Origin of the sequence: Streptomyces sp. NPDC088766 (genome assembly GCF_044750845.1) — a bacterium.
Classification (GTDB): Bacteria; Actinomycetota; Actinomycetes; order Streptomycetales; family Streptomycetaceae; genus Streptomyces.
Map to the genome: position 1 here is coordinate 13,392 of NZ_JBIVKQ010000039.1, position 22,498 is coordinate 35,889.

Consider the following 22,498-nt stretch of genomic DNA (forward strand, 5'->3'; position numbering starts at 1 on the left):
CGCGCGGGCCGGCCGGCCCCTGGGACGCAGCGCCGGGAGGAGCACCGATGCACCGGGAAACCATCCGCAAGGACACCACGTCGGCCGTCCCACCCCTGCTCGCCGACTACGAGCGGGCCCGCTCGGACTTCACCTGGGCGCAGGCCCGTACCGAACTGGCCGGACTGCCCGGCGGCGGCCTCAACATGGCCCACGAGGCGGTCGACCGGCACGCGGCGTCCGACCACGCGGACCGGATCGCCCTGCGCTGCGTCGCCCGGGACGACTCCGTCACCACCGTCACGTACGCCGAACTCGCCCGCCGCACCGCCCGCTTCGCGAACGTGCTGCGCTCCCTCGGAGCCGGCCGGGGCGACCGGGTGTTCACCCTGCTCGGCCGGTGCCCCGAGCTGTACACCACGGTGCTGGGCACGCTGAAGAACACCGGCGTGCTCTGCCCGCTCTTCTCCGCCTTCGGCCCCGACCCGGTCGAACAGCGGCTGCGGCTCGGCGACGCACGCGTCCTGGTCACCACCGCGGCCCTCTACCGGCGCAAGGTCGCCGAACGCCGGGCCTCGGTACCCGCACTGGAACACGTCCTGATCGTCGGGCCCGGCGCCGCCGACCTGCCCGGCACCTCCTCCTTCGACGACCTGATGTCCGCCGCCCCGGACACCTTCACCATCCCGCCCACCGCGCCCGACGACATGGCCCTGCTGCACTTCACCAGCGGCACCACCGGCACCCCCAAGGGCGCGGTCCACGTCCACGAGGCCGTCGTCGCCCACTACGCCACCGCCGCCTACGCGCTCGACCTGCACCCCGGGGACGTGTACTGGTGCACCGCCGACCCCGGCTGGGTCACCGGCATGTCGTACGGGATCGTCGCCCCGCTCGTCCACGGGGCGACGGTGGTCGTCGACGAGGGCGACTACGACGCCCGGCGCTGGTACCGGATCCTCGGCGAACAGCGGGTCGGCGTCTGGTACACCGCCCCCACGGCCCTGCGCATGCTCATGCGCGCCACACCACGCCAGGGTCCGTACGACCTGCCGCGCTCCCACGACCTGTCGGCCCTGCGCTTCATAGCCTCCGTCGGCGAGCCCCTCAACCCGGAGGCCGTCCTGTGGGGCCGGGACGTGCTGGGCCTGCCGGTGCACGACAACTGGTGGCAGACCGAGACCGGCTGCATCATGATCGCGAACTTCGCCGCCTGCGAGATCCGGCCCGGCTCGATGGGGCGGCCGCTGCCCGGCGTCGAGGCGACCGTGCTGGAGCAGGGCGAGGACGGCCGGGCCCTGGTCACCGGCGGCCGGGTCACCGAGGTGCGCGGCGCCGACGTCGAGGGCGAACTGGCGCTGCGGCCGGGCTGGCCGTCCATGTTCCGCGGCTACCTGCACGACCGGGAGCGCTACGACGCCGCGTTCGCCGGCGGCTGGTACCTGACCGGTGACCTGGTGCGCCGGGACGCGGACGGCTGGTACTGGTTCGTGGGGCGCGCCGACGACGTCATCAAGTCGGCCGGCCACCTGATCGGCCCGTTCGAGGTGGAGAGCGCGCTGATGGAGCACCCGTCGGTGGCCGAGGCCGGGGCGATCGGACGGCCGGACCCGGTCGCCGGGAACGTCGTCAAGGCGTTCGTCTCGCTGCGCCCCGGTGTCCCGCCGACTCCGGATCTGGAGCGTGAACTGCTCGCCTTCGGCCGCCGCAAGCTGGGGCCCGCCGTCGCACCCAGGGAGATCGCCTTCGACCAGAACCTGCCCAGGACCCGCAGCGGGAAGGTGATGCGCCGTCTGCTGCGCGCACGCGAACTCGGCCTGCCCGAGGGAGACCTGTCCACCCTGGAGGGATCCGCATGAGCCCGCCCCGAACCACCCGCCCGCGGAAGGCCCCGGCGACCCGGAAGACCGCGGCGACCCGGAAGACCGCGGCGACCCGGAGGACCGCAGACCCGTCCCCGACGACCGCACGGACGACGAGCACCCCGTCTGCGGACGGCCGCCCCGGCGCCGCGCACCGGACGGACCTGCTGGAGGCCATGGTGCGCATCCGGCGCTTCGAGGAGCGGTGCGTCGAGTTGTACAGCGCCACCAAGATCCGCGGCTTCGTCCACCTGTACATCGGCGAGGAGGCCGTAGCCGTCGGTGTCAACGAGGCACTGACACCCGAGGACGCGGTCGTCGCCACCTACCGCGAACACGGCCACGCCCTGGCCCGCGGAATCACGTCCGAGGCCGTCATGGCCGAGATGTACGGCAGGACGACCGGGTGCAGCGGCGGCCGGGGCGGCTCGATGCACCTGTTCGACGCCGGCCGGCGCTTCTACGGCGGCAACGCGATCGTCGCCGGAGGCCTCCCCCTGGCCGCCGGCCTCGCGCTCGCCGACCGCATGCGCGCAGACAGCCGCGTCACCTGCTGCTTCTTCGGCGACGGCGCCTTCGCCGAGGGCGAGTTCCACGAAACGGCGAACCTCGCGGCCCTGTGGCGGCTGCCCCTGCTGCTGGTCTGCGAGAACAACCTCTACGCCATGGGCACGGCCCTGGACCGGCACGAGGCGCAGACCGACCTGGCCATGCGGGCCGCCTCGTACGGCATGGTCGCCTGGGCCGTCGACGGCATGGACGTCGAGGCCGTGGAACAGGCCGCCCGCCGGGCCGCCGAGGCCGTCAGGGCCGGCGCCGGGCCGCATTTCCTGGAACTGCGCACCTACCGCTTCCGCGCCCACTCCATGTACGACCCGGACCGCTACCGAGGCAAGGCGGAGGTCGAGCGGTGGAAGGAACGGGACCCCGTCGACCGGCTCCTCGACCGCATGCGCGAGGACGGCGAGCCGGTCGACGAGACGCTCGCCGGGATCGAGCGCCGGGTCGCCGCCGAGGTCGACCACGCCGTGCAGGCGGCCGAGCAGGCCCCCGAGGAGCCGGTGGAGCATCTCCTGCGCCACGTCACCAGCGCCGCGAGGGAGGCGAGTTGACCATGGGGGACGGCGGGCCGCAGGAGGCGGCGAGGACGACCTACCGGGAAGCGATGCGCGAGGCGCTCAGGGACGCCCTGCGCTCGGACGACCGCGTCTTCCTGATGGGCGAGGACGTGGGCCGCTACGGCGGGTGCTTCGGCGTCAGCCTCGGCCTGCTGGAGGAGTTCGGCCCCGCGCGCGTCCGCGACACCCCGCTGTCGGAATCCGGGTTCGTGGGTGCCGGCATCGGCGCCGCCCTGGCCGGGATGCGGCCGATCGTCGAGATCATGACCGTCAACTTCAGCCTGCTCGCCCTCGACCAGATCCTCAACAACGCCGCCACCCTGCTGCACATGTCGGGCGGCCAGCTGCCCGTACCGCTGGTCATCCGCATGACCACGGGCGCCGGCCGGCAGCTCGCGGCCCAGCACTCGCACAGCCTGGAGGGCTGGTACGCGCACATCCCCGGCATCCGCGTCCTGGCCCCCGCCACCGTCGACGACGCCCGCCGCATGCTCGCCCCGGCGCTCGCCGACCCCGACCCGGTCCTGATCTTCGAGCACGGAAGCCTCTACAACGCCTCCGGCGAACTCCTGCCCGGCACCACACCCGTGGACCTCGACCACGCCGCGATCCGCAGGCCCGGCACCGATGTCTCCCTGATCACCCACGGCGGTTCGCTGCCCAAGACCCTCGCGGCGGCGGACGAACTGGCCGCCGCGGGCATCAGCGCCGAAGTGATCGACCTGCGCACACTCCGGCCCCTCGACGCCGGGGCCGTCGCCGCTTCCGTGGCCCGCACCCACCGTGCGGTGGTCGTCGACGAGGCCTGGCGGACGGGAAGCCTCGCCGCCGAGGTGTCCGCCCGCATCGCCGAGGAGTCGTTCTACGAACTGGACGCACCCGTCGAACGGGTGTGCAGCGCGGAGGTGCCCATGCCCTACGCCAGACAGCTTGAGGAGGCCGCCCTCCCGCAGACCGCCGACATCGTCGCGGCCGCCCACCGGGCGGTGGACTGACCATGGCCGAGTTCACCATGCCCTCCCTCGGCGCGGACATGGACGAGGGCATCCTCCTGGAGTGGCTGGTGGCACCGGGCGACCTCGTCCACAAGGGCGATCCGGTCGCGGTGGTCGAAACCGCGAAGTCGACCATCGAGGTGGAGTGCTTCGCCACCGGAACCGTGGCCGAACTGCTCGTCGAACCCGGTACGACGGTGCCGGTGGGCACACCGCTCGCGCTCATCGGTGCCGGTGCCGGTGCCGGTGCCGGTGCCGAGACGTCCGGCGGACCGCCGGGGGAGGGGGAACCGCCCCGGACCCCGACGCCCCGCAAGGACGGGCAGCCGGTGGGCACGGAGCGCACCGAGAAGGCCCACAAGGCCCACAAGGCCCACAAGGCCCACAAGGCCCACAAGGCCCACAAGGCCGACAGGGTGGAGAAGGCCGGCAAGGCGGAGGAAGCCGAGAAGGCTGCCAGGACCGACAAGGCCGTCAAGGCGGAGAAGCGCCGAGCGGCCCGTCGTGCGTCGAAGAAGGGCGGGCCTGCCGAGCCGCCGCCCCCGCCTCCCGGAACCGCCGCCGCCCCGGCCCCGGCGCCGACCACCGCGCGGCAGGGCGGCCACCTGGAGGCGGGCCCCCTGGTCCGGCACCTGGCCGAGGAGAGCGGCGTCGACCTGGAGAGACTGCACGGGTCCGGCCCCGGAGGGCGGGTCACCCGGACCGACGTCGAGGAAGCGGCGGCCGCCCGGTCCGTCACCCGGCGCTCGCGCGTGCGGGCCACGCCCTTCGCCCGGCGGCTCGCCGCCGAAACGGGCGTCGACCTGGCCACGGTGCCCGGGACGGGCAGGGACTCGGCCGTCCGCGCCGTGGACGTACGCCGGGCGGCCCTCCGGCCGTCGGCTCCGGCCGCGCTCGCGCAGGCTCAGGTGTCCCCTTCCGCGGAACGTCCGCCGGACACGCAGGTGTCCCCTCGCGCGGAACGCCGGCCGGACACGCAGGGGGCCGACGAGGGGGCCGACGCCCGGGACACGGCCATGCGCCGTGCGATCGCCGGGCTGATGAGCCGTGCCAACCGGGAGATCCCCCACTACTACCTCGCCACGACCGTGGACATGGCCGCCGCGGCGGCCTGGCTGCACGAGCACAATCGGCGCAGTCCGGTCGGTGAACGGCTGCTCCCCGCCGCCCTGCTGCTCAAGGCGGCGGCCCTGGCGGCCCGGGAGGTACCCGAGCTGAACGGGTCCTGGACCGACGACCACTTCACGGCCGGCGAGGGCGTACACCTCGGCGTGGCCGTGTCGCTGCGCGGCGGAGGACTCGTCGCGCCCGTGCTGCACCACGCCGACACCCTGGCACTTCCGCGGTTGATGACGGCCCTGAAGGACCTGGTCACCCGGGCCCGTACCGGCCGGCTGCGGGGATCGGAGGTCTCGGACGCCACGATCACGGTCACCAACCTCGGAGACCAGGGTGTCGAGACCGTGTTCGGAGTGATCCACCCGCCGCAGGTGGCCCTGGTCGGCTTCGGGCGGGTGGTCGACCGGCCGTGCGCCGTCGACGGCCTGCTCGGCGTGCGGCCCGTCGTCACCGCGACCCTCTCGGCCGACCACCGGGCGACCGACGGTGCCGTCGGCGCCCGCTACCTCACGGCGGTCACCCGCCTCCTGCAGAACCCGGAGCGACTGTGAACATCGACCGAACCGAAGCACTGGACATGGTGCGGGAATCGATCTCCCGCGTCGTCCCCGACGCCGATGTCGCCGCCCTGGGGCCCGACGAGGCGTTCCGCGACGCGCTGGAGATGGACTCGCTGGACTTCCTGAGTTTCGTCGAGGTGCTCGGCGAACGGTCCGGGGTCCGCATCGAGGACGAGGACACGCCCCGGCTGACCACCCTGTCCGGCAGTGCCGACTTCCTCGTCGCCCGCTCGGGCTGACGGGCCCTCCGCGTGACGGGCCCCGCGCGACGTGTCCGCCGTGGACGCGAACCGCTCGGACCGCCTCGGCGCGGATCCCGGTGCCGTCACGGATCAGGACACGCAACAGGCCGTACCGGCGCACCACACCGACGAGCCGGCCGCGTACGGCCGGTGACCGCGAGGAGGCCCGGCGCTCCGCGCCGACGCGGCGCCGGCGACGGCCCGAGGCAGCGGCGCAGGAGGCCCTGGCGAAGCGTCTCCCGGGGTGCCCAGGCGCGGCCCGGAGCGGTGTGGCGGGCTTCTTGCTCCGCCCGGCTGTGCTCGAAGTCGCTCACGGCTGCCTTCCGGGAACGACGTTCGCCACGGGCTCACTCTCGCACCGATCAGCCGCCGTGGCCTCTGGGTCGACGCCCCGTCGGGGGCGGGCGGCCGGGACGGCGCGACAGGTCACCGACCACCGGGGAGACTGGGGAGCGGGGCCTGGTCCACTTGGAGGAGAGCGTGTGACGCGTTTCCGGGACTTCCTGACGCGGTTCCGGCCGGCGGTCTCGCCGGGCCGGGCCGCACCGGGCGGTGTCCCCGCGGACCGTTCCGCCGAACTCCGTGCCGAACTCGTACCGCCCCTGGCTCTGCTCGAACAGACGGAGGCGGAAGCCCGGCGCGTACGCGAACGGGCCGAGGCCGCCGCCGCCTCGCGCCGCCGTGCGGCCGAACAGCGGGCCGAGGCCATCGTGGCCGCGGCGCGTGAGGAGGCCCGTCAGGTGCGGGCGCGCACCGCCGAGCAGGTGCTGCGCGCGGCCGACGGCGAGGCCGCGGCGCTGCTCGCCGAGGCGGAACGTGAGGCGACCGCCGTACGCGACCGTGCCGGGAACCGGATCCCCGTGCTCGTCGACCGGGTGCTCGCCCTGGTGCTCGAGGACCTCGCGGCGGACGGGGCGTCGGCCGTGCCGTCGGGAGGCCGCCGGGCCGAGGAGTCGTCGGTCGTGCCGCCGGGAGGCCATCGGGCCCAGGACCCGTCGGCCGTGCCGTCGGGAGGCCGCCGGGCCCAGGACCCGTCGGGAGGCCACCGGGCCGGGGAGCCGGGGAGCCCGCAAAGACCACGGGCAGGGGGTTCCTGATGGGGGCGGGCCGGGTGGCGGGTGTGACCCGGGCACGGGCGCTGCGGACCAGGTGCCTGGGTGCCGAGGGCATCGGGCAGGTGGCGTCCGCAGGCGGACTCGACGACGCGCTGCGCTACCTGGCGGCCACCCCGTACCGGCGCGACGTCACCCCGGGCACCACGCCGGCCGAAGCCCAGCGGGCCGTCTCGACGACCCTGCTGTGGCATCTGCGGGTCCTCGCCGGCTGGCAGCCGGCCGACGGCACGGACGCCGTCCGGGCACTCGCCGCCGGATTCGAGATCTCCAACACCGAACACCGTCTGCGCGCACTCACGGCCGACCCGGAACCCCCGGGCGGGCAACGCCTCCACCCCCCGCCCTACCGTCTGGGCGCGCTGTCGATCGCCTGGACACGGGTCGCCGCCGCTCGTTCGCCCTCGGAACTGCGCACCGCGCTGGCGGCCTCCGCCTGGGGCGACCCCGGGGGCGACCCGCCGGCCGCGATCGCCACCGGCATGCGGGTCGCGGCCGCCCTGCGCCTCGCCGCCGCCGTTCCCGGCGCGCAGCGCTGGGCGGCGGCCCGGCTCGCCCTGCTCCTCGGGCGCGAGGTGTTCGTCGTCGGCCGCCGCCTGCCGGACGTCTCCGCCCACCGGGCGGCACGCCTGCTCGGCCCCCGAGCGGTGGCCGCCGCGTCGTACGCGGAATTCCGGCAGGCGCTGCCGGCCACCGCCGGGTGGCTGCTGGAGGACGTCGAGGACGCGGCGGGCCTCTGGCGGGCGGAGGCCCGGTGGTGGGACGCGGTCGAACGGGACGGCCGTGAACTGCTGCGCCGGGCCCGCTTCGGTCCCCAGCCGGTCGTGGGAGCCGCCGCACTGCTGTCGGCCGACGCATGGCGGACCCGCGGCGCGCTGGAACTGGCCGCACGCGGCGGTGGGCCGGGGGACCGGACCGGGGATGTGTTCGATGGTCCGGGCTGAGCCGGTGGTCCCGGTCAGGATGCGCAGGGTGGCCGTCGTGGCCCCCGAGAAGGCGCTGCGGGAGAGCCTGGTCCGGATCGCCGAGGCGGGCCGCGTCGAGATCGACGTCACCGGCGAAGGCGGGCCGCGAGCACACGGGCCCGCCGCGACGCGCCTGCGACGGCTGCGCACCGAGCCGGCCCGACCGGTCCTCAGCGGGGCTCCCCCCGACCTGGACGCCCTGGAACGCGCGGGCCGGACCGACCTCCTGGCGGGCGAGGCACAACTGGAGGAACGCCTCGGCAGCGCCGTCCGGCACGGCGAGGCCGCCGCGCTCGCCGGCTGGTGCCCCGAGGCGGAGGTGGACGCCACCGCGGCCCGCATCGCCGGTGCCGGGGGCGCGCTGCTGGTGCTGAGGACCCCGCGCGGCGTCGATCCGCCGACCCTGCTGACCGGAGCGGACGGCGCGCACCCGGCGAGAGCCGTGCGCCGCTCCTTCACCCCGCTGGTCAGCACGTACGGCACCGTGCCCTACGCCGACCTCGACCCCACCCTGCCGGCCGGGATCGTCTACGCGGTGATGTTCGGCGTGATGTTCGGCGACGCCGGGCACGGGCTGCTGCTCGTCGCCCTCGCCCTCCTGCTGCGCGCCGGCCGGCCGCGCCGGCTCGCCGCCCTGCGCCCGCTGTGGCCCTTCGTCGCCTCGGCCGGACTCGCCGCCACGCTGGCGGGGGTGGCGTACGGCGAGTTCTTCGGCCCGACCGGAGTCCTCCCCGCGCTGTGGCTGGCACCGCTGGAGGAGCCCATGCGGCTGCTGGCCGCCGCCGTCGTGCTCGGCGCCGTGCTGCTGGCCCTCGCCCACGCCGTGGGCATCGTGAACCGGTGGCGGGAGAACGGACCGGCCGCGGCCACGTACTCGCAGACCGGCATCGCCGGAGCCGTGCTTTACCTCGGTCTCGCCGCCGTCGCCGGCTGCGTGTGGCTCGGCCGGCCGGCGTTCGCCGCCGCGGGAGCCGTCATCGCCCTCACCGGCCTGGCCCTGGCCGGGGCGGGGCTGTACGCCACCACGGCGGGCGGCCCCGGCGGAGCCGTGCAGACCGCCGTCCAGCTCCTCGACACGACGGTCCGCACCGCCTCCAACGTCGTGTCCTTCGCACGGCTGGCGGCCTTCGGGCTCACCCACGCGGCGCTCGGCGCGATCGTCTGGGACGGCACGAGGGCCCTGGCGGGCCGGGGCCCGGCCGGAGTGGCCGCCGCGCTGCTGGTCCTCCTCGCGGGCAACGCCCTGGCCTTCTCGCTGGAGGCACTGGTGGCCGGCGTCCAGGCGCTGCGCCTCGAGTACTACGAACTCTTCTCCCGGCTCTTCGAGGGAGAGGGACGTCCCTTCAGACCCTGGCACCTGCCCGTCGAGCACGTCCCGGGCCCGGCCGGCGGCTCCGGGCCGCCCGCGGCGGCGGAGCCCGCCCGGCCCGGCCCGGCGAGGGAGGAGCACCCGTGACCACCTGGTTCCTGGCACTGCCCGTCATCGCGGCGGGCTTCGTCGCCGCACGCCTGGCGCTGCGGCGCTCGGGCCGCACGGCCCTGTGGTGGATGGTCGCCGCCGACGCCGTGCTCCTGGTCGCCGCCACCGTGGTGCTGACCCTGGCGCTGGGCGGCGGATCCGCACAGGCCGCGACCTCGGCGGCCCAGGACTCGGGCTCCGGCTCCGCCGCCCTGATCGGCGCCGCGATCGCGGTGGCCGCGTCCACCATCGGCGCCGGCATCGCCGTCGCCTACACCGGCGCGGCCGCCCTCGCCGCGCTCAGCGAACGGCCCGAACTGTTCGGCCGGGCCATGGTCATCGTCGGCCTGGCCGAGGGCATCGCCATCTACGGGCTGGTCGTCGCGGTCATCCTCATCGGGAAGGCGTGACCGTGGGACGCGTCGCCGCCCTCGGAGAGCGGTCGCGGGTGGCCGGCCTCGCGCTGGCCGGCGCGGTCGTCCTGGCCGCCGACGACCCCGAGGCCGTACGCCGGGCCTGGCGGAGCCTGCCGGACGGCGTCGACCTGGTGATCCTCACCCCTGCCGCGGCCGAGGCCCTGGACCGGGACCGGGACCTGGACCCCACGGTGTCCACGGGCCGCCGCCGGCTGACCACCGTGATGCCGCCATGACGTCCCGGGCCGCCGACCGCGCGACGCACGCCTGCGACCCGGGCCGGGCCGACGCCCTCGACCCGGTCCGGGCGGAGCTGCTGCGAGCCGCTCACGCCGACGCGGAGGCGCTCTTTGCCCGCGCCGGGCGGGAGGCCGCCGCCCGGCTCGGCCAGGCCGAGGACCGGGCCCGGTCCATCCTCGAGGAGGCCCGGCTGCAGGGCGAGGCCGACGGCGCCGAAGCCGCCCGGGGCCGCCTCGTCAGGGCCCGCCGGGAGGCCGGGTCCCGCACGCTGTCCGCCCGGCGCGAACCGTACGAGGAACTGCGCCGCCGGGCCGCCGAACGAGTCCGTGAACTGCGCCGGACCGACGGTTACGCCGGTCTTTGCGAGCGGCTGGAACAGCGCGCCCGCACGCTCCTCGGCCCGGACGCCGAGGTCACCGAGCCCGCCGACGGGGGAGTGATGGCCCAGGTACCCGGAAAGCTGGTCGACCTGTCGCTGACCGCCCTGGCCGACCGCGCCCTGGACAGCATGGCGGCGGAGGTGCGGACCCTGTGGGAGGAGTGAGGCAGTCCACCGGGACGGACGCGCCGGCCGGCGCCGGGCAGCCGGTCTCCCGGATCCTGCGCGTCACCGGACCTCTGGTCGAGATCGAGTACGCGCGCGGCACCGCGATGTACGACCTGGTCTCGGTCGGCCCCGCCGGACTGCCCGGCGAGGTCGTGGCCATCAGCGGCGACGTGGTCACCGTCCAGGCGTACGAGTACACCGGCGGGCTCGCTCCGGGACAGCCGGCGCTGCCCCGTGGCCGCCCGCTGTCGGTGCGGCTCGGACCGCAGCTGCTCGGGGGGATCTTCGACGGACTGCTGCGCCCGCTGGACGCCGCCGGCGACTGGCTGCTGCCGGGGACGCGGCGGACCGCGGCGGGGGAACGCACCTGGGCCTTCTCCCCCCTCGCGGCGGAGGGCGAGGAACTCGCCGAGGGGCAGCCGCTCGCCGAGGTCGCCGGCGCGGGACCGGCACGGCTGAAGGTCCTCGTGCCCCCCGGCTGCGGGGGCACGGTGACCCGGATCGCCGCTGCCGGGAACCAGGCGCAGGACGCCGTCGTGGCCGTGGTCGGCGGCACCGGCGTGGGACTGGGCGCCCTGTGGCCGGTGCGCAGGCCCCGCCCCGTGCGGGAGCGCGTCGACACCCACGAGGCACTCGACACCGGCCAGCGGGTGATCGACCTGCTCTTCCCGGTGGCCCGGGGCAGCACCGTCGCGGTGCCCGGCGGCTTCGGCACCGGCAAGACGATGCTGCTCCAGCAGATCGCCAAGTGGTGCGACGCGGACGTCATCGTCTACGTCGGCTGCGGAGAGCGCGGCAACGAGATGGCCGACGTCATCACCGAACTGGCGGAGCTCCGGGACCCGCGCACGGGCGGCCGCCTGGCGGACCGCACGGTGACGATCGCCAACACCTCCAACATGCCGATGATGGCGCGCGAGGCCAGTGTCCACACGGGGATGACGGTCGCCGAGTACTTCCGTGACATGGGCCTGGACGTGGTGGTCATCGCCGACTCGACGTCCCGCTGGGCCGAGGCGCTGCGCGAGTTCGCCTCCCGTACCGGCGCCCTGCCCGCGGAGGAGGGCTACCCGGCCGGACTGGCCTCGGCCATCGCGGCGTTCTACGAGCGGGCCGCCGCGGTGACCACACTCGGCGGGGACCGGGGCTCGGTGACCGTGATCGGCGCGGTGTCCCCGCCCGGCGGCGACCTGAGCGAACCGGTCACGGCCCACACCGAACGCTTCGTCCGCTGCCTGTGGACCCTGGACCGCGACCTCGCCTACGCCCGCCACTACCCGGCGGTCTCCTGGGCCGGCTCCTTCTCCCGGGACGTCCCCGTGCTGGCCGCGGGACACCGGGCGGCCGGGGACCCGCAGTGGTCCCGGCACCGCGACCGGGTGGGAGCGGCACTGGCGGAGGCCGACCGGCTGGCCGACCTGGTGGACCTGATCGGGATCGCCGCCCTCCCGGCGCGCGAGCGTGTCAGCGTGCTGGCGGGCCGGCTGGTGCGGGAGGGCGTGCTCCAGCAGAGCGCGCTGTCGGAGCGGGACGCGTACTGCGGGCCGGAGAAGACGGCCGCCCTGGCCGACGCCGTCCTGGCGGTCGTCGACCGCTGCCGGGAACTGGTGGACTCCGGTGTGCCGGCGGCGTCGGTCGAGGAGGTCGACTTCGGCACGCTGCTGCGCGCACGGGAGGACACCGGACCGCACGACGCCGCCGGTGTGACGGCACGGCGGGACGCCATGCTCGCCAGGCTGGGAGAGTTGCGGTCATGAGCCCGTCCGGCGGAATCGAGTACACGGCGGTGCGCGAACTCCGGGGCCCGCTCGCGGTCGTCGAGGGCGTCTCGGGGATCGGCTGGGACGAGTACGCGCACCTCACCCTCGCCTCGGGCGAACGGCGCCACGGCATAGTGCTGGACGCCGACCGCGACCTGGCCGTCGTCCAGGTGCTGGAGGGCACCGCGGGCATGGACCCGCAGGGCGTCCGCGCGGCCTTCACGGGCAGCCCGCTGCGCGTCCCGGTCGGTACGGACTGGCTCGGCCGGGTCTGCAACGGCCGCGGGGCCCCCCTCGACGACGGGCCGCCCGTGTTCGGCTCCCACCTGGCCGAGGTGGGCGGCGCCCCCGTCAACCCGGTGCGGCGCGAACCGCCGTCCGAACCGGTGCTCACCGGCGTCGGCGCCATCGACGCCCTGACCACACTGGTCCGCGGGCAGAAACTGCCGGTGTTCTCGGTGGCCGGGCTGCCGCACCTGGAACTGGCCGCCCAGATCGCCGCGCAGGCCACGGTCGGCGGCGAGGCGTTCAGCGTCGTCTTCGCGGGCATGGGGCTGACGCACGCCGACGCCTCCTCCGTCCGCGACGTCCTGGAGGAACGGTCCGCGGCCGGGGAACTGGTCCTGCTGCTGAACACCGCCGACGACCCGGTGATCGAACGGATCCTCACCCCCCGCATCGCGCTCACCGTCGCCGAACACCTCGCCTTCACCGAGGGACGGCACGTCCTGGTCGTCATGACCGACATGACGACGTACGCCGAGGCCCTGCGCGAGGTCTCCGCCGCCCGCGGGGAGATCCCCGCCCGCCGCGCCTACCCCGGCTACCTCTACAGCGACCTGGCCTCCCTGTACGAACGCTGCGGACGCATCCGCGGGCGTCCCGGCTCGGTCACCGTGCTGCCGGTGCTCACCATGCCCGCCGGCGACATCACCCATCCGGTCCCCGACCTGACCGGCTACATCACCGAGGGCCAGATCGTGCTCTCGCCCCAGACCCACGCGCGGGGCGTGTACCCGCCGCTGGACGCCCTGTCCTCCCTCTCCCGGCTGATGCGCAAGGGCGCGGGCCCTGGCCGTACCCGCGACGACCACCTCGACGTCGCGGCCCAGCTGCTGGCCGCCCTGGCCCGCGCCCGGCAGGTCCGCGACCTCGCGGACCTGGTCGGCCACGCCGCACTGAGCCCCACCGACCGCCGCTACCTCGACTTCGACGAGGCGTTCCTGCGCGACTTCGCCGACCAGCGCGGTGACGAGTCACGAAGCCTCGACGCCTCACTGGAACGCGGCTGGCGGGCCCTGCTCACGCTGCCCCGCAGCCAGCTCTCCATGCTCCCCGCCGATCTCCTCGACGCCCACGGGGCGAAGGACCTCGACCGTCCCGACGACCTCGGCCGTCCCGACGACCGCGACGCCGTCGACGAGCGTGACGGGGAGGTGCCCGGATGACCGGTGCCCGTCGTACGCCGCCCGGCCGTGCCGGACGGCTGCGGCTGCGTCGCAGCCTCGACGTCGCCGAACGCGGGGCCGGCCTGCTGGAGCGGAAGCTCCGCGTCCTGCGCACCGAGCACCGGCGGCTGCTGCAAGCGGAGGAGGCGGCCGCCCGTGCGTGGGGCGACCTGCTGTCCGAGGCCGAGACCTGGCTGCTGCGGGGCCTGCTCCTCGGCGGGGAGCAGGCCCTGGACGCGGCCGCGGCAGGCATCGGCCCCGCCGAGGTCACGGTGGGCTGGACCGCTTCCCTCGGAGTGCACCGCCCGGCCGCGGTCTCCGTGGCGGTGCCCGCCCGCACCCCCACCTCCGCCGCGCCCACCAACACGGCACTCGTCCACGCCGAGGCGGTCTACGGCCGTGCCCTGCGCGCCGCCGCCGAGTACGCCGTCGCCCACGACGCCGCCGAGCTGATGGGCGCGGAGGTCGTCAGCACCCGGCACCGGGTCCGTGCCCTGCGGCGCCACTGGATCCCACGCCTGCGGGAGGCGCTCGACCGGGCCGAGCTGACCCTGGAGCAGGCCGAGCACGAGGACGGTGTCCGGCGGCGCTGGGCGGCTCGCACCTTCGAGCGGTGACCGCTCAGGTCCGGCGCTCGCGGGATCCGCGCCTCACACCGGGACCGTGATGACGGGGCAGTGGGCGTGGTGCAGCACGCCCTGGCTCACCGAGCCGAGGACCATGCCGCTGAAACCCCCGTGCCCGCGGGTGCCGACGACCAGGCCCAGGGCGTGTTCCGAGGCCTCCGTCAGGACCTGCACGGGGTGGCCCCGGACGACCTCGTGGTGCAGTTCCACTCCCGGATACCTCGCGGTCCGGCCCGCGACCGTCTCCGACAGCACCCGGCGGCACTCCTGCACGGCGGCGTCCTCGTCCAGCACGCCGAGGAGCGGCGGATGCCACACGTACAGGGCCCTGAGGACCGCTCCGCGCAGGGCCGCCTCCTCGAACGCCACGTCCACCGCCGCCGCCGCGTGCGGACTGCCGTCGACACCGACGACGAAGTACGGGGGCTCCTCGGTGACGTGCTCCGGCTCGGGAAGGACGACGACGGGGCAGGGAGCGTGGGCGGACACCGGGAGCGCCACGGAGGCGGAGGTGAACAGTTCGCGCCGGGTACTCAGGTGCCAGGAGCCCACCACGACCAGGGAGGCCTTCCCCGCCTCCTCGCGCAGCACCCACGCCGGCTCTCCCTCCGCCAGCACCGTCGACACCTCCACGGCCGGCTGCCGGGACTCCACGAAGGCGACCGCCTCCTCGAGGGTCCTGGCCCCCGCCTCGTGCAGCGTGCGGTTCCACTCCTCCCAGGACGCCCGCGCCTCGCCCGTGCGGTATCCGCCCGTCGGCACACCCTGGGCGTGGACGAGCCGCACCGGCAGACCACGGCGTTCGGCCTCGTCGGCGGCCCAGGCGAGGGCCAGCCGCTTCGAGGGATCCGGGTCGACGCCCACGACGATCGGCTCACGCCCGTGCGCACCACTCATGGCACCTCCAGCAGATTCCCGTGCCGCCGTCCGTTGCCTGTCCTTCCCAGCGTGACCGCACTCGTCGGGGGCCGCCACGGCACCGCCCCGCGGGGCACGCCGCCGCAGCGGCTCACCGCGCCTCCTGCGCGCCGGTGTCGTCCGGCCCGGGCCGGACGGTGAGGTGGGGCTCGACGTCCACGACGCCCTCCACGGCGCGTACGAGGCGTACGGCGACCGGGACGAGCGAGGTGTCGCGAATGTGCCCGCGGAGGGTGACGACCCCCTCGTGCACGTTCACGTGGATGGCGTGGCTGAAGCCCGGGAAGAGGTACGACACCACGGTGCGCCGGACTTCCTCCTCGATGTCGTCGTCCGGACGCAGGAAGACCTTCAGCAGATCGGCCCGGCTGACGATGCCCTGGAGCATGCCGATGTCGTCGACCACGGGCAGACGCTTGACGTGCCGGACGGCCATGATCCGGGCGGCCTGCGCCAGCGTGACGTCGCCGTGGACCGTGATCGCGGGAGCGCTCATGAGCTCCGCCGCCGTGGCCGCCCCGGCCTTCGCCACGTCGGACAGCCGTTGGCGTTCCTCGACGAGGCCCTGGTCGCCGTCGCGGAACTCCTCCTTGGGCAGCAGGTCGGCCTCGGAGACGACGCCGACCACCCGGTCCTCGCCCTCGAGGACGGGCAGGGCACTCACCTTCCACTGCTCCATGGTCCGGACGATCTCCTTGAAGGGCGCGTCACGGCCGACGGCCACGACCGTCGGGGTCATCACGTCGCTCACGATGTGCGGGGTCTGCGGCACTGCCGAGCACCTCGTTCCGTTGTGTCTCGTTCCGCCTGGTCAGGGAACCTCGCCCGCACCGTGCGGCGCGTACAGGTCGAGCAGTCGCACCCGGGCGGACCTGAGCCGGCGCGCGAGCACGCCGGAGACGTAGGTGCACAGCTCGTGATCCAGCCCCGGATCCTTCGCGCACATCTCACGGACCGCCGCCGCGTCGAACTCGTAGGCACGCACCGGGCTGTCGGCCTCCGCCCCCAGGTGCCACCGGTGGGGAGGGACCAGCCAGGACCAGCCCAGCAGCTTTCCGGCACCGAGGGTCTCGACGACCGCCGGCCGCTGACCGGGCACGCGCAGGTCGAGTGCCACCGTGCCCGTGTGGATGATCCAGAAGCGGTCGGCCACGCCGCCCTCGTCGAAGATGCGCTCGCCCGCCGCGAACGACACCTCGTGCGCGAGCGCCATGAGCTGCTCGCCGTGCTCTTTGCTCAGGGCGCCGAAAACGCCGGTCCTCGCCACCACGATGGACTCCCTTCTCCGTGACCTCGACGGGGGATACGGACTCCGGTCCGGTCACCGAGGTCTCGGCACGCGGCCGACGCGCGGGCCGACGCGCGGCCGGGGCGGGGACCGGGACCCGGTGGCCGCCCGCTCCCGGCCGCATGACTCCACCATCGCCGCAAACAGGCCCGGCGCAACCCGGACGGGGGACGGCGGCCGCGGACCACCCCCGACGACGCGGGTGCCGTACCGCCGGCGCGGTGGGCCCGTCCGCGGCCGCCCGCTGCTCGGTGACGCGGACCGCGAGCGCCGGGCGGACGGCGGCGGCGCGTCGGCCCGATCGTGGCCAGGAGCGACGCGGCGAAGGCGGCCGCCGCCAGGCCGCCGATGCCGCTCCAAGCGACGACGGCATCGAGGTCGGTGCCGGCCGGGGTGCCCGCCACCGAAGGCGCCGGGCACGCGATAACGGCGCGATAGGTGGCTCATATCCACCGCCAGCACAGTGGATCCGAACTCGCCGGCAGCGCCGGTCCCCCCGACAACCGACTGAGGTGACAGCCGTGAGCATCGACGCGCAGACGATCGTGCACACCATCCTGGCCGAGGACCTGGAGGTCGACCCCGGAGAGATAGCCGACGACGTCAGCCTGCGCACGCTGGAGCTGGACTCGCTGGCCGTCGCCGAACTGATCGTCCGCATCAAGGAGGAGACGGGCATCGACCTGGAGGGCGAGGAGACCCGCATGGCCGACCTCACCGTCGGGGACATCGTCGCCCTGGCCGGATCGGGTCGGGAAGCGGCGTGACCGACGGGCCCGTCGCCATCACCGGCACCGGACTGGTGACGCCGGCCGGCACCGACACCGACTCCACCTGGGACGCGCTGTGCGAGGCCCGCTCCCTGGAGTCCGGGGACCCCGAGCCGCTGGAGGGCACCGGCGTCCGGCACAGCCTGCGGGTGCCGCCCCTGCGCCCCGGACAGCTGGAAGGGCGGGGAACGGCACGCACCGACCCGTTCATCCGCTTCGCCCTCGCCGCCGTCGACGAGGCCCTGGCCGCCTCCGGCCTCGACTCCGCAAGCTGGGACGGCAGCCGGGTCGGCGTCGTCGTCGGCTGCGGTCTCGGCGGCACGACGACCCTGCACGAGCAGCACGAGCGGCTCGCGCGCGGTGGCCCCGGGATCGTCTCCCCGTACCTGCACCCCCGCTCACTGACCAACATGGCGGCGGGCGCCGTCAGCCTGCGCCACGGCATCACCGGACCCAGCCACACCGTGGTGGCGGCCTGCGCCTCCGGCGCGGTGGCGCTCGGCCTCGGCAAGACCCTCCTGGACGCGGGCCTGTGCGACACGGTGATCGCCTGCGGCACCGACGCCGGGGTGACCCCCGTGGTGGTGTCCGGCTTCGCCCGCATGGGCGCCCTGTCCGCGCAGAAGGGGCCCGACGCCTCCCGGCCGTTCGCCGCCGACCGCGACGGGTTCGTCATCTCCGAGGGCGCCGCCGCCGTGGTCATGGAGAAGCCCGCCAAGGCACGTGCCCGCGGCGCCGAGGTGCTCGGCCGGCTGCTCGGCTACGGCAGCACCTCCGACGCCCACCACCCCACCGCCCCGCGTCCCGACGGCGCGGGCGCCGAGGCCGCCGTGCGCCAGGCCCTGGAACAGGCCCGCCTGAGCCCGGCCGACGTCGGGACGGTCAACGCCCACGGCACCTCCACCCCGGCGAACGACCTGACCGAGAGCCGGCTCATCGCGCGGCTGTTCCCGCACGGCCCGTCGGTCACCGCCAACAAGGGACTCCTCGGCCACACCCTCGGCGCGGCCGGAGCCATCGAGGCGGTGCTGACCCTGCGCAGCCTGCGCACCGGCATCCTGCCGCCGATCGCGCACACCGAACGGCCCGACCCGGAACTGCCCGAGCTGGACCTGGTCCTGGGCGGCGCCCGCCGGCACGGCGCCACCGTCGCCCTGAGCACCTCCTTCGGGTTCGGCGGCAGCAACTGCGCCCTGCTGCTCGACGCCTGACCCACCGCCGCCACCGAACCGAGCGACCCGTTCCTGGGGGAGTCCATGACGCAACGCGAAGAAGAACTGGCCCGGGTGCTCGCCGGGCCCGAGTTCACCCCTGTGCGGCCGGCCGGCCAGGGCCTTTACGACTACAGCCTGCTGACGCTGCGCCGGGCACGACTCCTGAACCGGGCAGGGCTGACCGCCAACTCCCTCTGGCTGGGCCGCGGGGACGGCGCCGACTTCCCCGGCTTCCTGCGCACCATGGGCTGGATCGGCGCCTACGACCTGTCCCTGCTCAACGTCCTGGTCTCGCACCAGATCGCCGGAGACGCGCTGCTGAGCCACGGCGGCCCCGGCCAGGTCCGGTCCTACGGTCCGGAGATCGACCGGATGGCGAAGGTGTACTGCTTCGCCGCCTCCGAACTGCACGCCGGCTCCGACCTGAAGCGGGTACGCACCACGGCCGTCTACGACCCCGACGAGCACACCCTGGTCCTGAACACCCCGAGCGCCGCCGACGCCAAGGTGTGGATCGGCAACAGCCTGCACACCGGTGACGTCGCCATGGTCCTGGGCCGGCTGGAGGTCGCCGGCCGCGACGAGGGCCACCACTGGTTCCGGGTGCCGCTGCGCGAGGGCGGCCGGACGCTGCCCGGGGTGCGCATCGGCCGGGCGGAACCCAAGGGCGGCGTGACGGCCAACCAGACCGGACTGCTGACCTTCACCGACTGCCGGCTGCCGCTGTCCGCGCTGATGGACCGGTGGGCCACCGTCGGCCCCGACGGCGCCTACAGCTCCCCGCTGCCCCGCCACCGGCGGTTCGAGGAGTGCCTGGCCACCTTCACCCACGAGCGGCTCTTCCCGTCCGTGGGCGCCGCCCACGCCCAGCGTCTCGCCTGCGCGGTCACCACCCGGTTCGCCGTCGTCAAACACGCCTTCGGCGCACCGCTGATCGGCCACGCCCACTACCGCATGCGGCTGACCACCGCCGTGGGCCGGGCGCTCGCCGCCCGGCACGCCATGGAGGCCCTCACCTCCGTCGCCGTGACCCGCGCCGCCCGGGAACGCCCCGCCCGCGACCAGGTGGTGCACGCCCTGATCTCCTGCGGCAAGTCCGGCTGCACCGCCGACGCCCGGCACACCCTCGCCGAGACCCGCGAACTCTGCGGCGGCCTCGGCTACCACGACGACAACCAGATCGCGCCCCTGCTGCACGACTACGAGATCGCCGTCACCTTCGGCGGCGACAACACCGTCCTCGGCTACCAGGCCTCGCGCTACGCCCTGCGCCACCGCGAGGACTTCGACGCCGTCCTCGACGACACGGTCGCCGCGTCCGGCGGCGCGGACCCGGTGCTGAAGCTGCGCCGGATCTGCGACGCCCTGCTCGACCACGTCGAACAGTCCGGCCCCGGCGAGGCCAGCAACCGGTGGGCGCGCGCCGTCTACCAGACGCTGGCGCTCGGGCACTGGTACGCCCACCCCGAGAGCTCCCCGGGCGCCCGGCTGAGGGGCCAGTACGCGGCCGGCTGCCTGCTGGAACACGCGCTGACCGGGCTGCGGGCCGGGATCCTCGATTCCGCCGCGGTGCTCCGGCTGGAGGAGACCCGCCAGGCCGCTGCCGCCGCCCCGGCGGACGGGCCGGAACTGCTCGACGCCCTCGCCGTCCCCGAGGCGCTGATCACCGCGCCCATCGCCCGCCCTGACTTCGCCGAACGCCACGTGATCGCGGCCCACGAGCACCTCGGGGCCGCCGTCGCGCCCACGGCCGCACCGGAAGGAGGCACCCTCGCATGACCGGTCCGTACCCCGCTCCGGCCGCCGTCGTCACCGGCCTCGGCACCTGTCTGCCGGAGACCGTCGTCACCAACGACGACCTCTCCCGCCACCTGGACACCGACCACGCCTGGATCCACAGCCGCACCGGCATCGCACGCCGTCACCGGGCCTCGCCCGGCACCGGCACCGGAGACCTGGCCGTCGCCGCCGGCGCCGCCGCGCTGAAGTCGGCCGGCCGGGACGACTGCGACCTGGTCCTGCTGGCCACCACCACACCGGACCGGCGCTGCCCCGCCACCGCCCCCACGGTGGCCTCCCGGCTCGGCCTGGAGGCAGCCGCCTTCGACCTGTCGGCCGTGTGCTCCGGCTTCGTCTACGGGCTCTCCGCGGCGGCCGCCATGGTCACCTCCGGAACCTGCGAACGCGCCCTGGTCATCGGCGCCGATGTCTACTCGTCCATCGTCGACCCGACCGACCGCACCACCGCCGTCGTCTTCGGCGACGGCGCCGGAGCGGTCGTCCTGGAACGCGGAACGCGGGACGCGCCCGGCGCGCTGCTCCACTGCGAACTCGGCAGCGACGGCACCGGAGCGGACCTGATCACCATCCCGCCCGGCGGCGACCACCTGACCATGCAGGGCCGCGCCGTGTACACCCGCGCCGTGACCACGATGACCGGGTCGGCCCGGTCGGTGGCCCGGGCAGCGGGCTGGAGCCCCGACGACATCGACGCCTTCGTCGGGCACCAGGCCAACCAGCGCATCCTCACGTCCGTGGCCAAACGCCTGGGGCTGCCCGCCGAGCGCGTCGTCTCCAACATCGCCGACGTCGGCAACACGGCCGCCGCCTCCATCCCGCTCGCCTTGGCCGACGCGGCCGCCGACGGCCGGATCCGGCAGGGCGACCGCCTCGTCCTGACCGCCTTCGGCGGCGGCCTCACCTGGGGCTCCGCGGCACTCGTCTGGCCCGACACGGAAGCCGTGTGCGACGTACGGGCGTGAGCCCGCCCTCCCGACCGTCGGCCGGACACCGCACCACCCGCGCACTGTCACCGGAACGCACTGCCATCGAAACGCACTGCCACCGATACGGAAGGACCCAGCGGTGCCCAAGGTACGGATCGCGATCGTCGGCGCGGGCATGGGCGGACTCGCCGCGGCCGCCGCCCTGACCCGCGCGGGCCACGAGGTGCGGGTCCACGAACAGGCCGCCGCCCTCGGCGAGGTCGGCGTGGGCATGCACCTGACCCCCAACGGCACCCGCATCCTGCAGCGCCGGGGCCTCCACGACCGCGAGCCCCTGGCCTCCCGGGGGCGCGGCGCGATCACCCTCCTCGGCGACGCCGCCCACCCGATGCTGCCGCACCACGGCCAGGGCGTCGGCCGGGCCGTCGAGGACGCGGCCGTCCTCGCGCACTTCCTCGGCGCCCCGCACCCGCCGCGCGCCCGTGCCGGCGACCGGCGCGGGCGGATCGCCGAGGCGCTGCACCGCTACGAAGCCGTCCGCCGCCCGCACACCACCCGCGTCCAGCTCGGCTCCCGCGACGGCGGCTCACAGCGGCTGCGCGCGACCCCGCCGACCGGCTCCGCGTCGCCGAGCTGCCGCGCGGCGTCGACGGTGTGGCCGACGTCCTCGACGACACCGGCAAGAAGGAGCACGGCCTCGACCACGAACGCGTCGGCGAGCTCGTGGCCGTCGCGGCGCCCGACTCCTGGTTCACCTGCTACTACTGGCTCGACGACACCCGGGCCCCGGACCTCGCCCGCACCGTCGACATCCACCGCAAACCCGGCTACGACCCGGCCGAACTCGCCTCCGACCACACCGATCCGCTGGTGAGACTGCGCGCCGCGACGGCACCGGCCCGCAAGAAGCTCGGCCTGCGCCACACGATGAACGTCGTCCCACTGGACGGCTCCCGGGTCCGCGGCAGCCACGGACGCCTGCCCGACGACCCCCGTGACGCCCCCGTGCTGCTGGTCTCCGACCCCGGCGCTCCCGCCCGCGAGGCCATCGCCGCCACCGACGTCAAGGACCTGCTCCTGGAACTGGCCGGACTGCGCCCGTGATCTGCCGGAAAACCGTTCCGAGTGAATTCT

At 75.2% G+C, this 22,498-nt stretch carries 21 protein-coding genes and 2 pseudogenes; 20 read left to right on the forward strand and 3 right to left on the reverse strand.

Annotation, left to right across the window (positions count from 1 at the left end):
• Window positions 1–47 precede the first annotated feature (47 nt).
• From acsA to ACIP5W_RS34065, 14 genes are all read left to right on the forward strand, one after another.
• Window positions 48–1,838 (forward strand): acetate--CoA ligase, encoded by a 1,791-nt coding sequence (gene acsA, locus ACIP5W_RS34000; protein ID WP_401481628.1) that lies wholly within the window; start codon window positions 48–50, stop codon window positions 1,836–1,838.
• Window positions 1,835–2,953, forward strand: coding sequence for a pyruvate dehydrogenase (acetyl-transferring) E1 component subunit alpha (gene pdhA / locus ACIP5W_RS34005; RefSeq protein ID WP_401481630.1), 1,119 nt, complete (start codon window positions 1,835–1,837; stop codon window positions 2,951–2,953). Before acsA ends, pdhA begins: the two co-directional genes overlap by 4 nt.
• 2 nt (window positions 2,954–2,955) lie before the next feature.
• Window positions 2,956–3,954 carry an alpha-ketoacid dehydrogenase subunit beta gene (locus ACIP5W_RS34010; protein WP_401481683.1) on the forward strand — a complete coding sequence of 333 codons (999 nt, stop codon included), beginning with the start codon at window positions 2,956–2,958 and terminating at the stop codon, window positions 3,952–3,954.
• Window positions 3,955–3,956: 2 nt separating this feature from the next.
• Entirely contained in the window at window positions 3,957–5,624 is a 1,668-nt protein-coding gene (locus tag ACIP5W_RS34015; protein WP_401481632.1) for a 2-oxo acid dehydrogenase subunit E2, read from the forward strand.
• Entirely contained in the window at window positions 5,621–5,872 is a 252-nt protein-coding gene (locus ACIP5W_RS34020; RefSeq protein ID WP_401481634.1) for an acyl carrier protein, read from the forward strand. Before ACIP5W_RS34015 ends, ACIP5W_RS34020 begins: the two co-directional genes overlap by 4 nt.
• 485 nt (window positions 5,873–6,357) lie before the next feature.
• The gene (locus ACIP5W_RS34025; protein WP_401481636.1) at window positions 6,358–6,972 is read left to right on the forward strand and encodes a hypothetical protein; all 615 of its coding nucleotides are present in this window, start codon (window positions 6,358–6,360) and stop codon (window positions 6,970–6,972) included.
• Window positions 6,973–6,995: 23 nt separating this feature from the next.
• The gene (locus ACIP5W_RS34030; RefSeq protein ID WP_401481638.1) at window positions 6,996–7,931 is read left to right on the forward strand and encodes a V-type ATPase subunit; all 936 of its coding nucleotides are present in this window, start codon (window positions 6,996–6,998) and stop codon (window positions 7,929–7,931) included.
• Window positions 7,918–9,408 carry a V-type ATPase 116kDa subunit family protein gene (locus tag ACIP5W_RS34035; protein ID WP_401481640.1) on the forward strand — a complete coding sequence of 497 codons (1,491 nt, stop codon included), beginning with the start codon at window positions 7,918–7,920 and terminating at the stop codon, window positions 9,406–9,408. Before ACIP5W_RS34030 ends, ACIP5W_RS34035 begins: the two co-directional genes overlap by 14 nt.
• Window positions 9,405–9,821 carry an ATP synthase subunit C gene (locus ACIP5W_RS34040; RefSeq protein WP_401481642.1) on the forward strand — a complete coding sequence of 139 codons (417 nt, stop codon included), beginning with the start codon at window positions 9,405–9,407 and terminating at the stop codon, window positions 9,819–9,821. The genes ACIP5W_RS34035 and ACIP5W_RS34040 overlap by 4 nt, the downstream gene beginning before the upstream one ends.
• Before the next feature lie 2 nt (window positions 9,822–9,823).
• Window positions 9,824–10,063, forward strand: coding sequence for a hypothetical protein (locus tag ACIP5W_RS34045; protein ID WP_401481644.1), 240 nt, complete (start codon window positions 9,824–9,826; stop codon window positions 10,061–10,063).
• Window positions 10,060–10,611, forward strand: coding sequence for a hypothetical protein (locus tag ACIP5W_RS34050; RefSeq protein WP_401481646.1), 552 nt, complete (start codon window positions 10,060–10,062; stop codon window positions 10,609–10,611). Before ACIP5W_RS34045 ends, ACIP5W_RS34050 begins: the two co-directional genes overlap by 4 nt.
• Window positions 10,599–12,371, forward strand: a complete 1,773-nt coding sequence (locus ACIP5W_RS34055) for a V-type ATP synthase subunit A (protein WP_401481648.1) — start codon at window positions 10,599–10,601, stop codon at window positions 12,369–12,371. The genes ACIP5W_RS34050 and ACIP5W_RS34055 overlap by 13 nt, the downstream gene beginning before the upstream one ends.
• Window positions 12,368–13,822, forward strand: coding sequence for a V-type ATP synthase subunit B (locus ACIP5W_RS34060; RefSeq protein ID WP_401481650.1), 1,455 nt, complete (start codon window positions 12,368–12,370; stop codon window positions 13,820–13,822). The genes ACIP5W_RS34055 and ACIP5W_RS34060 overlap by 4 nt, the downstream gene beginning before the upstream one ends.
• Window positions 13,819–14,439 carry a V-type ATP synthase subunit D gene (locus ACIP5W_RS34065; RefSeq protein ID WP_401481652.1) on the forward strand — a complete coding sequence of 207 codons (621 nt, stop codon included), beginning with the start codon at window positions 13,819–13,821 and terminating at the stop codon, window positions 14,437–14,439. Before ACIP5W_RS34060 ends, ACIP5W_RS34065 begins: the two co-directional genes overlap by 4 nt.
• A gap of 33 nt (window positions 14,440–14,472) precedes the next feature.
• Here the strand turns inward: ACIP5W_RS34065 and ACIP5W_RS34070 are convergent, their stop codons facing one another.
• The 3 genes from ACIP5W_RS34070 to ACIP5W_RS34080 all read right to left on the reverse strand — a co-directional run bounded on the left by ACIP5W_RS34070 (window position 14,473) and on the right by ACIP5W_RS34080 (window position 16,633).
• Window positions 14,473–15,345 (reverse strand): universal stress protein, encoded by an 873-nt coding sequence (locus tag ACIP5W_RS34070; RefSeq protein WP_401481654.1) that lies wholly within the window; start codon window positions 15,343–15,345, stop codon window positions 14,473–14,475.
• Between the two features lie 112 nt (window positions 15,346–15,457).
• The gene (locus tag ACIP5W_RS34075) at window positions 15,458–16,138 is read right to left on the reverse strand and encodes a CBS domain-containing protein (RefSeq protein WP_401481656.1); all 681 of its coding nucleotides are present in this window, start codon (window positions 16,136–16,138) and stop codon (window positions 15,458–15,460) included.
• A 39-nt stretch (window positions 16,139–16,177) separates the two neighbouring features.
• The gene (locus ACIP5W_RS34080; RefSeq protein ID WP_401481685.1) at window positions 16,178–16,633 is read right to left on the reverse strand and encodes a Crp/Fnr family transcriptional regulator; all 456 of its coding nucleotides are present in this window, start codon (window positions 16,631–16,633) and stop codon (window positions 16,178–16,180) included.
• A 542-nt stretch (window positions 16,634–17,175) separates the two neighbouring features.
• On the opposite strand from ACIP5W_RS34080, the gene ACIP5W_RS34085 reads away from it, so the two are divergent.
• The 6 genes and pseudogenes from ACIP5W_RS34085 to ACIP5W_RS34110 all read left to right on the forward strand — a co-directional run.
• Window positions 17,176–17,421 carry an acyl carrier protein gene (locus ACIP5W_RS34085; RefSeq protein WP_311680651.1) on the forward strand — a complete coding sequence of 82 codons (246 nt, stop codon included), beginning with the start codon at window positions 17,176–17,178 and terminating at the stop codon, window positions 17,419–17,421.
• A complete protein-coding gene (locus ACIP5W_RS34090; protein ID WP_401481659.1) occupies window positions 17,418–18,635 on the forward strand; it encodes a beta-ketoacyl-[acyl-carrier-protein] synthase family protein in 1,218 nt (405 codons plus the stop codon). Before ACIP5W_RS34085 ends, ACIP5W_RS34090 begins: the two co-directional genes overlap by 4 nt.
• Window positions 18,636–18,680: 45 nt before the next feature.
• On the forward strand, window positions 18,681–20,417 hold the full coding sequence (locus ACIP5W_RS34095; RefSeq protein WP_401481661.1) for an acyl-CoA dehydrogenase family protein: 1,737 nt from the start codon (window positions 18,681–18,683) through the stop codon (window positions 20,415–20,417).
• Window positions 20,414–21,400 carry a beta-ketoacyl-ACP synthase III gene (locus ACIP5W_RS34100; RefSeq protein WP_401481663.1) on the forward strand — a complete coding sequence of 329 codons (987 nt, stop codon included), beginning with the start codon at window positions 20,414–20,416 and terminating at the stop codon, window positions 21,398–21,400. The genes ACIP5W_RS34095 and ACIP5W_RS34100 overlap by 4 nt, the downstream gene beginning before the upstream one ends.
• Window positions 21,401–21,503: 103 nt before the next feature.
• A pseudogene (locus tag ACIP5W_RS34105) lies at window positions 21,504–21,905 on the forward strand (FAD-dependent monooxygenase); the annotation flags it as partial.
• 59 nt (window positions 21,906–21,964) lie between these two features.
• Window positions 21,965–22,468 (forward strand): annotated as a pseudogene (locus ACIP5W_RS34110) (alkaline phosphatase family protein); the annotation flags it as partial.
• Window positions 22,469–22,498 lie beyond the last annotated feature (30 nt).

Excerpts from the sequence above, each read along its gene's own strand:
- ACIP5W_RS34035 (WP_401481640.1), top strand. The coding sequence starts at position 7,918 with ATGGTCCGGGCTGAGCCGGTGGTCCCGGTCAGGATGCGCAGGGTGGCC.
- acsA (WP_401481628.1), top strand. The coding sequence starts at position 48 with ATGCACCGGGAAACCATCCGCAAGGACACCACGTCGGCCGTCCCACCC.
- ACIP5W_RS34065 (WP_401481652.1), top strand. The coding sequence starts at position 13,819 with ATGACCGGTGCCCGTCGTACGCCGCCCGGCCGTGCCGGACGGCTGCGG.
- ACIP5W_RS34010 (WP_401481683.1), top strand. The coding sequence starts at position 2,956 with ATGGGGGACGGCGGGCCGCAGGAGGCGGCGAGGACGACCTACCGGGAA.
- ACIP5W_RS34100 (WP_401481663.1), top strand. The coding sequence starts at position 20,414 with ATGACCGGTCCGTACCCCGCTCCGGCCGCCGTCGTCACCGGCCTCGGC.
- ACIP5W_RS34050 (WP_401481646.1), top strand. The coding sequence starts at position 10,060 with ATGACGTCCCGGGCCGCCGACCGCGCGACGCACGCCTGCGACCCGGGC.
- ACIP5W_RS34060 (WP_401481650.1), top strand. The coding sequence starts at position 12,368 with ATGAGCCCGTCCGGCGGAATCGAGTACACGGCGGTGCGCGAACTCCGG.
- ACIP5W_RS34015 (WP_401481632.1), top strand. The coding sequence starts at position 3,957 with ATGGCCGAGTTCACCATGCCCTCCCTCGGCGCGGACATGGACGAGGGC.
- ACIP5W_RS34095 (WP_401481661.1), top strand. The coding sequence starts at position 18,681 with ATGACGCAACGCGAAGAAGAACTGGCCCGGGTGCTCGCCGGGCCCGAG.
- ACIP5W_RS34070 (WP_401481654.1), bottom strand. The coding sequence starts at position 15,345 with ATGAGTGGTGCGCACGGGCGTGAGCCGATCGTCGTGGGCGTCGACCCG.
- pdhA (WP_401481630.1), top strand. The coding sequence starts at position 1,835 with ATGAGCCCGCCCCGAACCACCCGCCCGCGGAAGGCCCCGGCGACCCGG.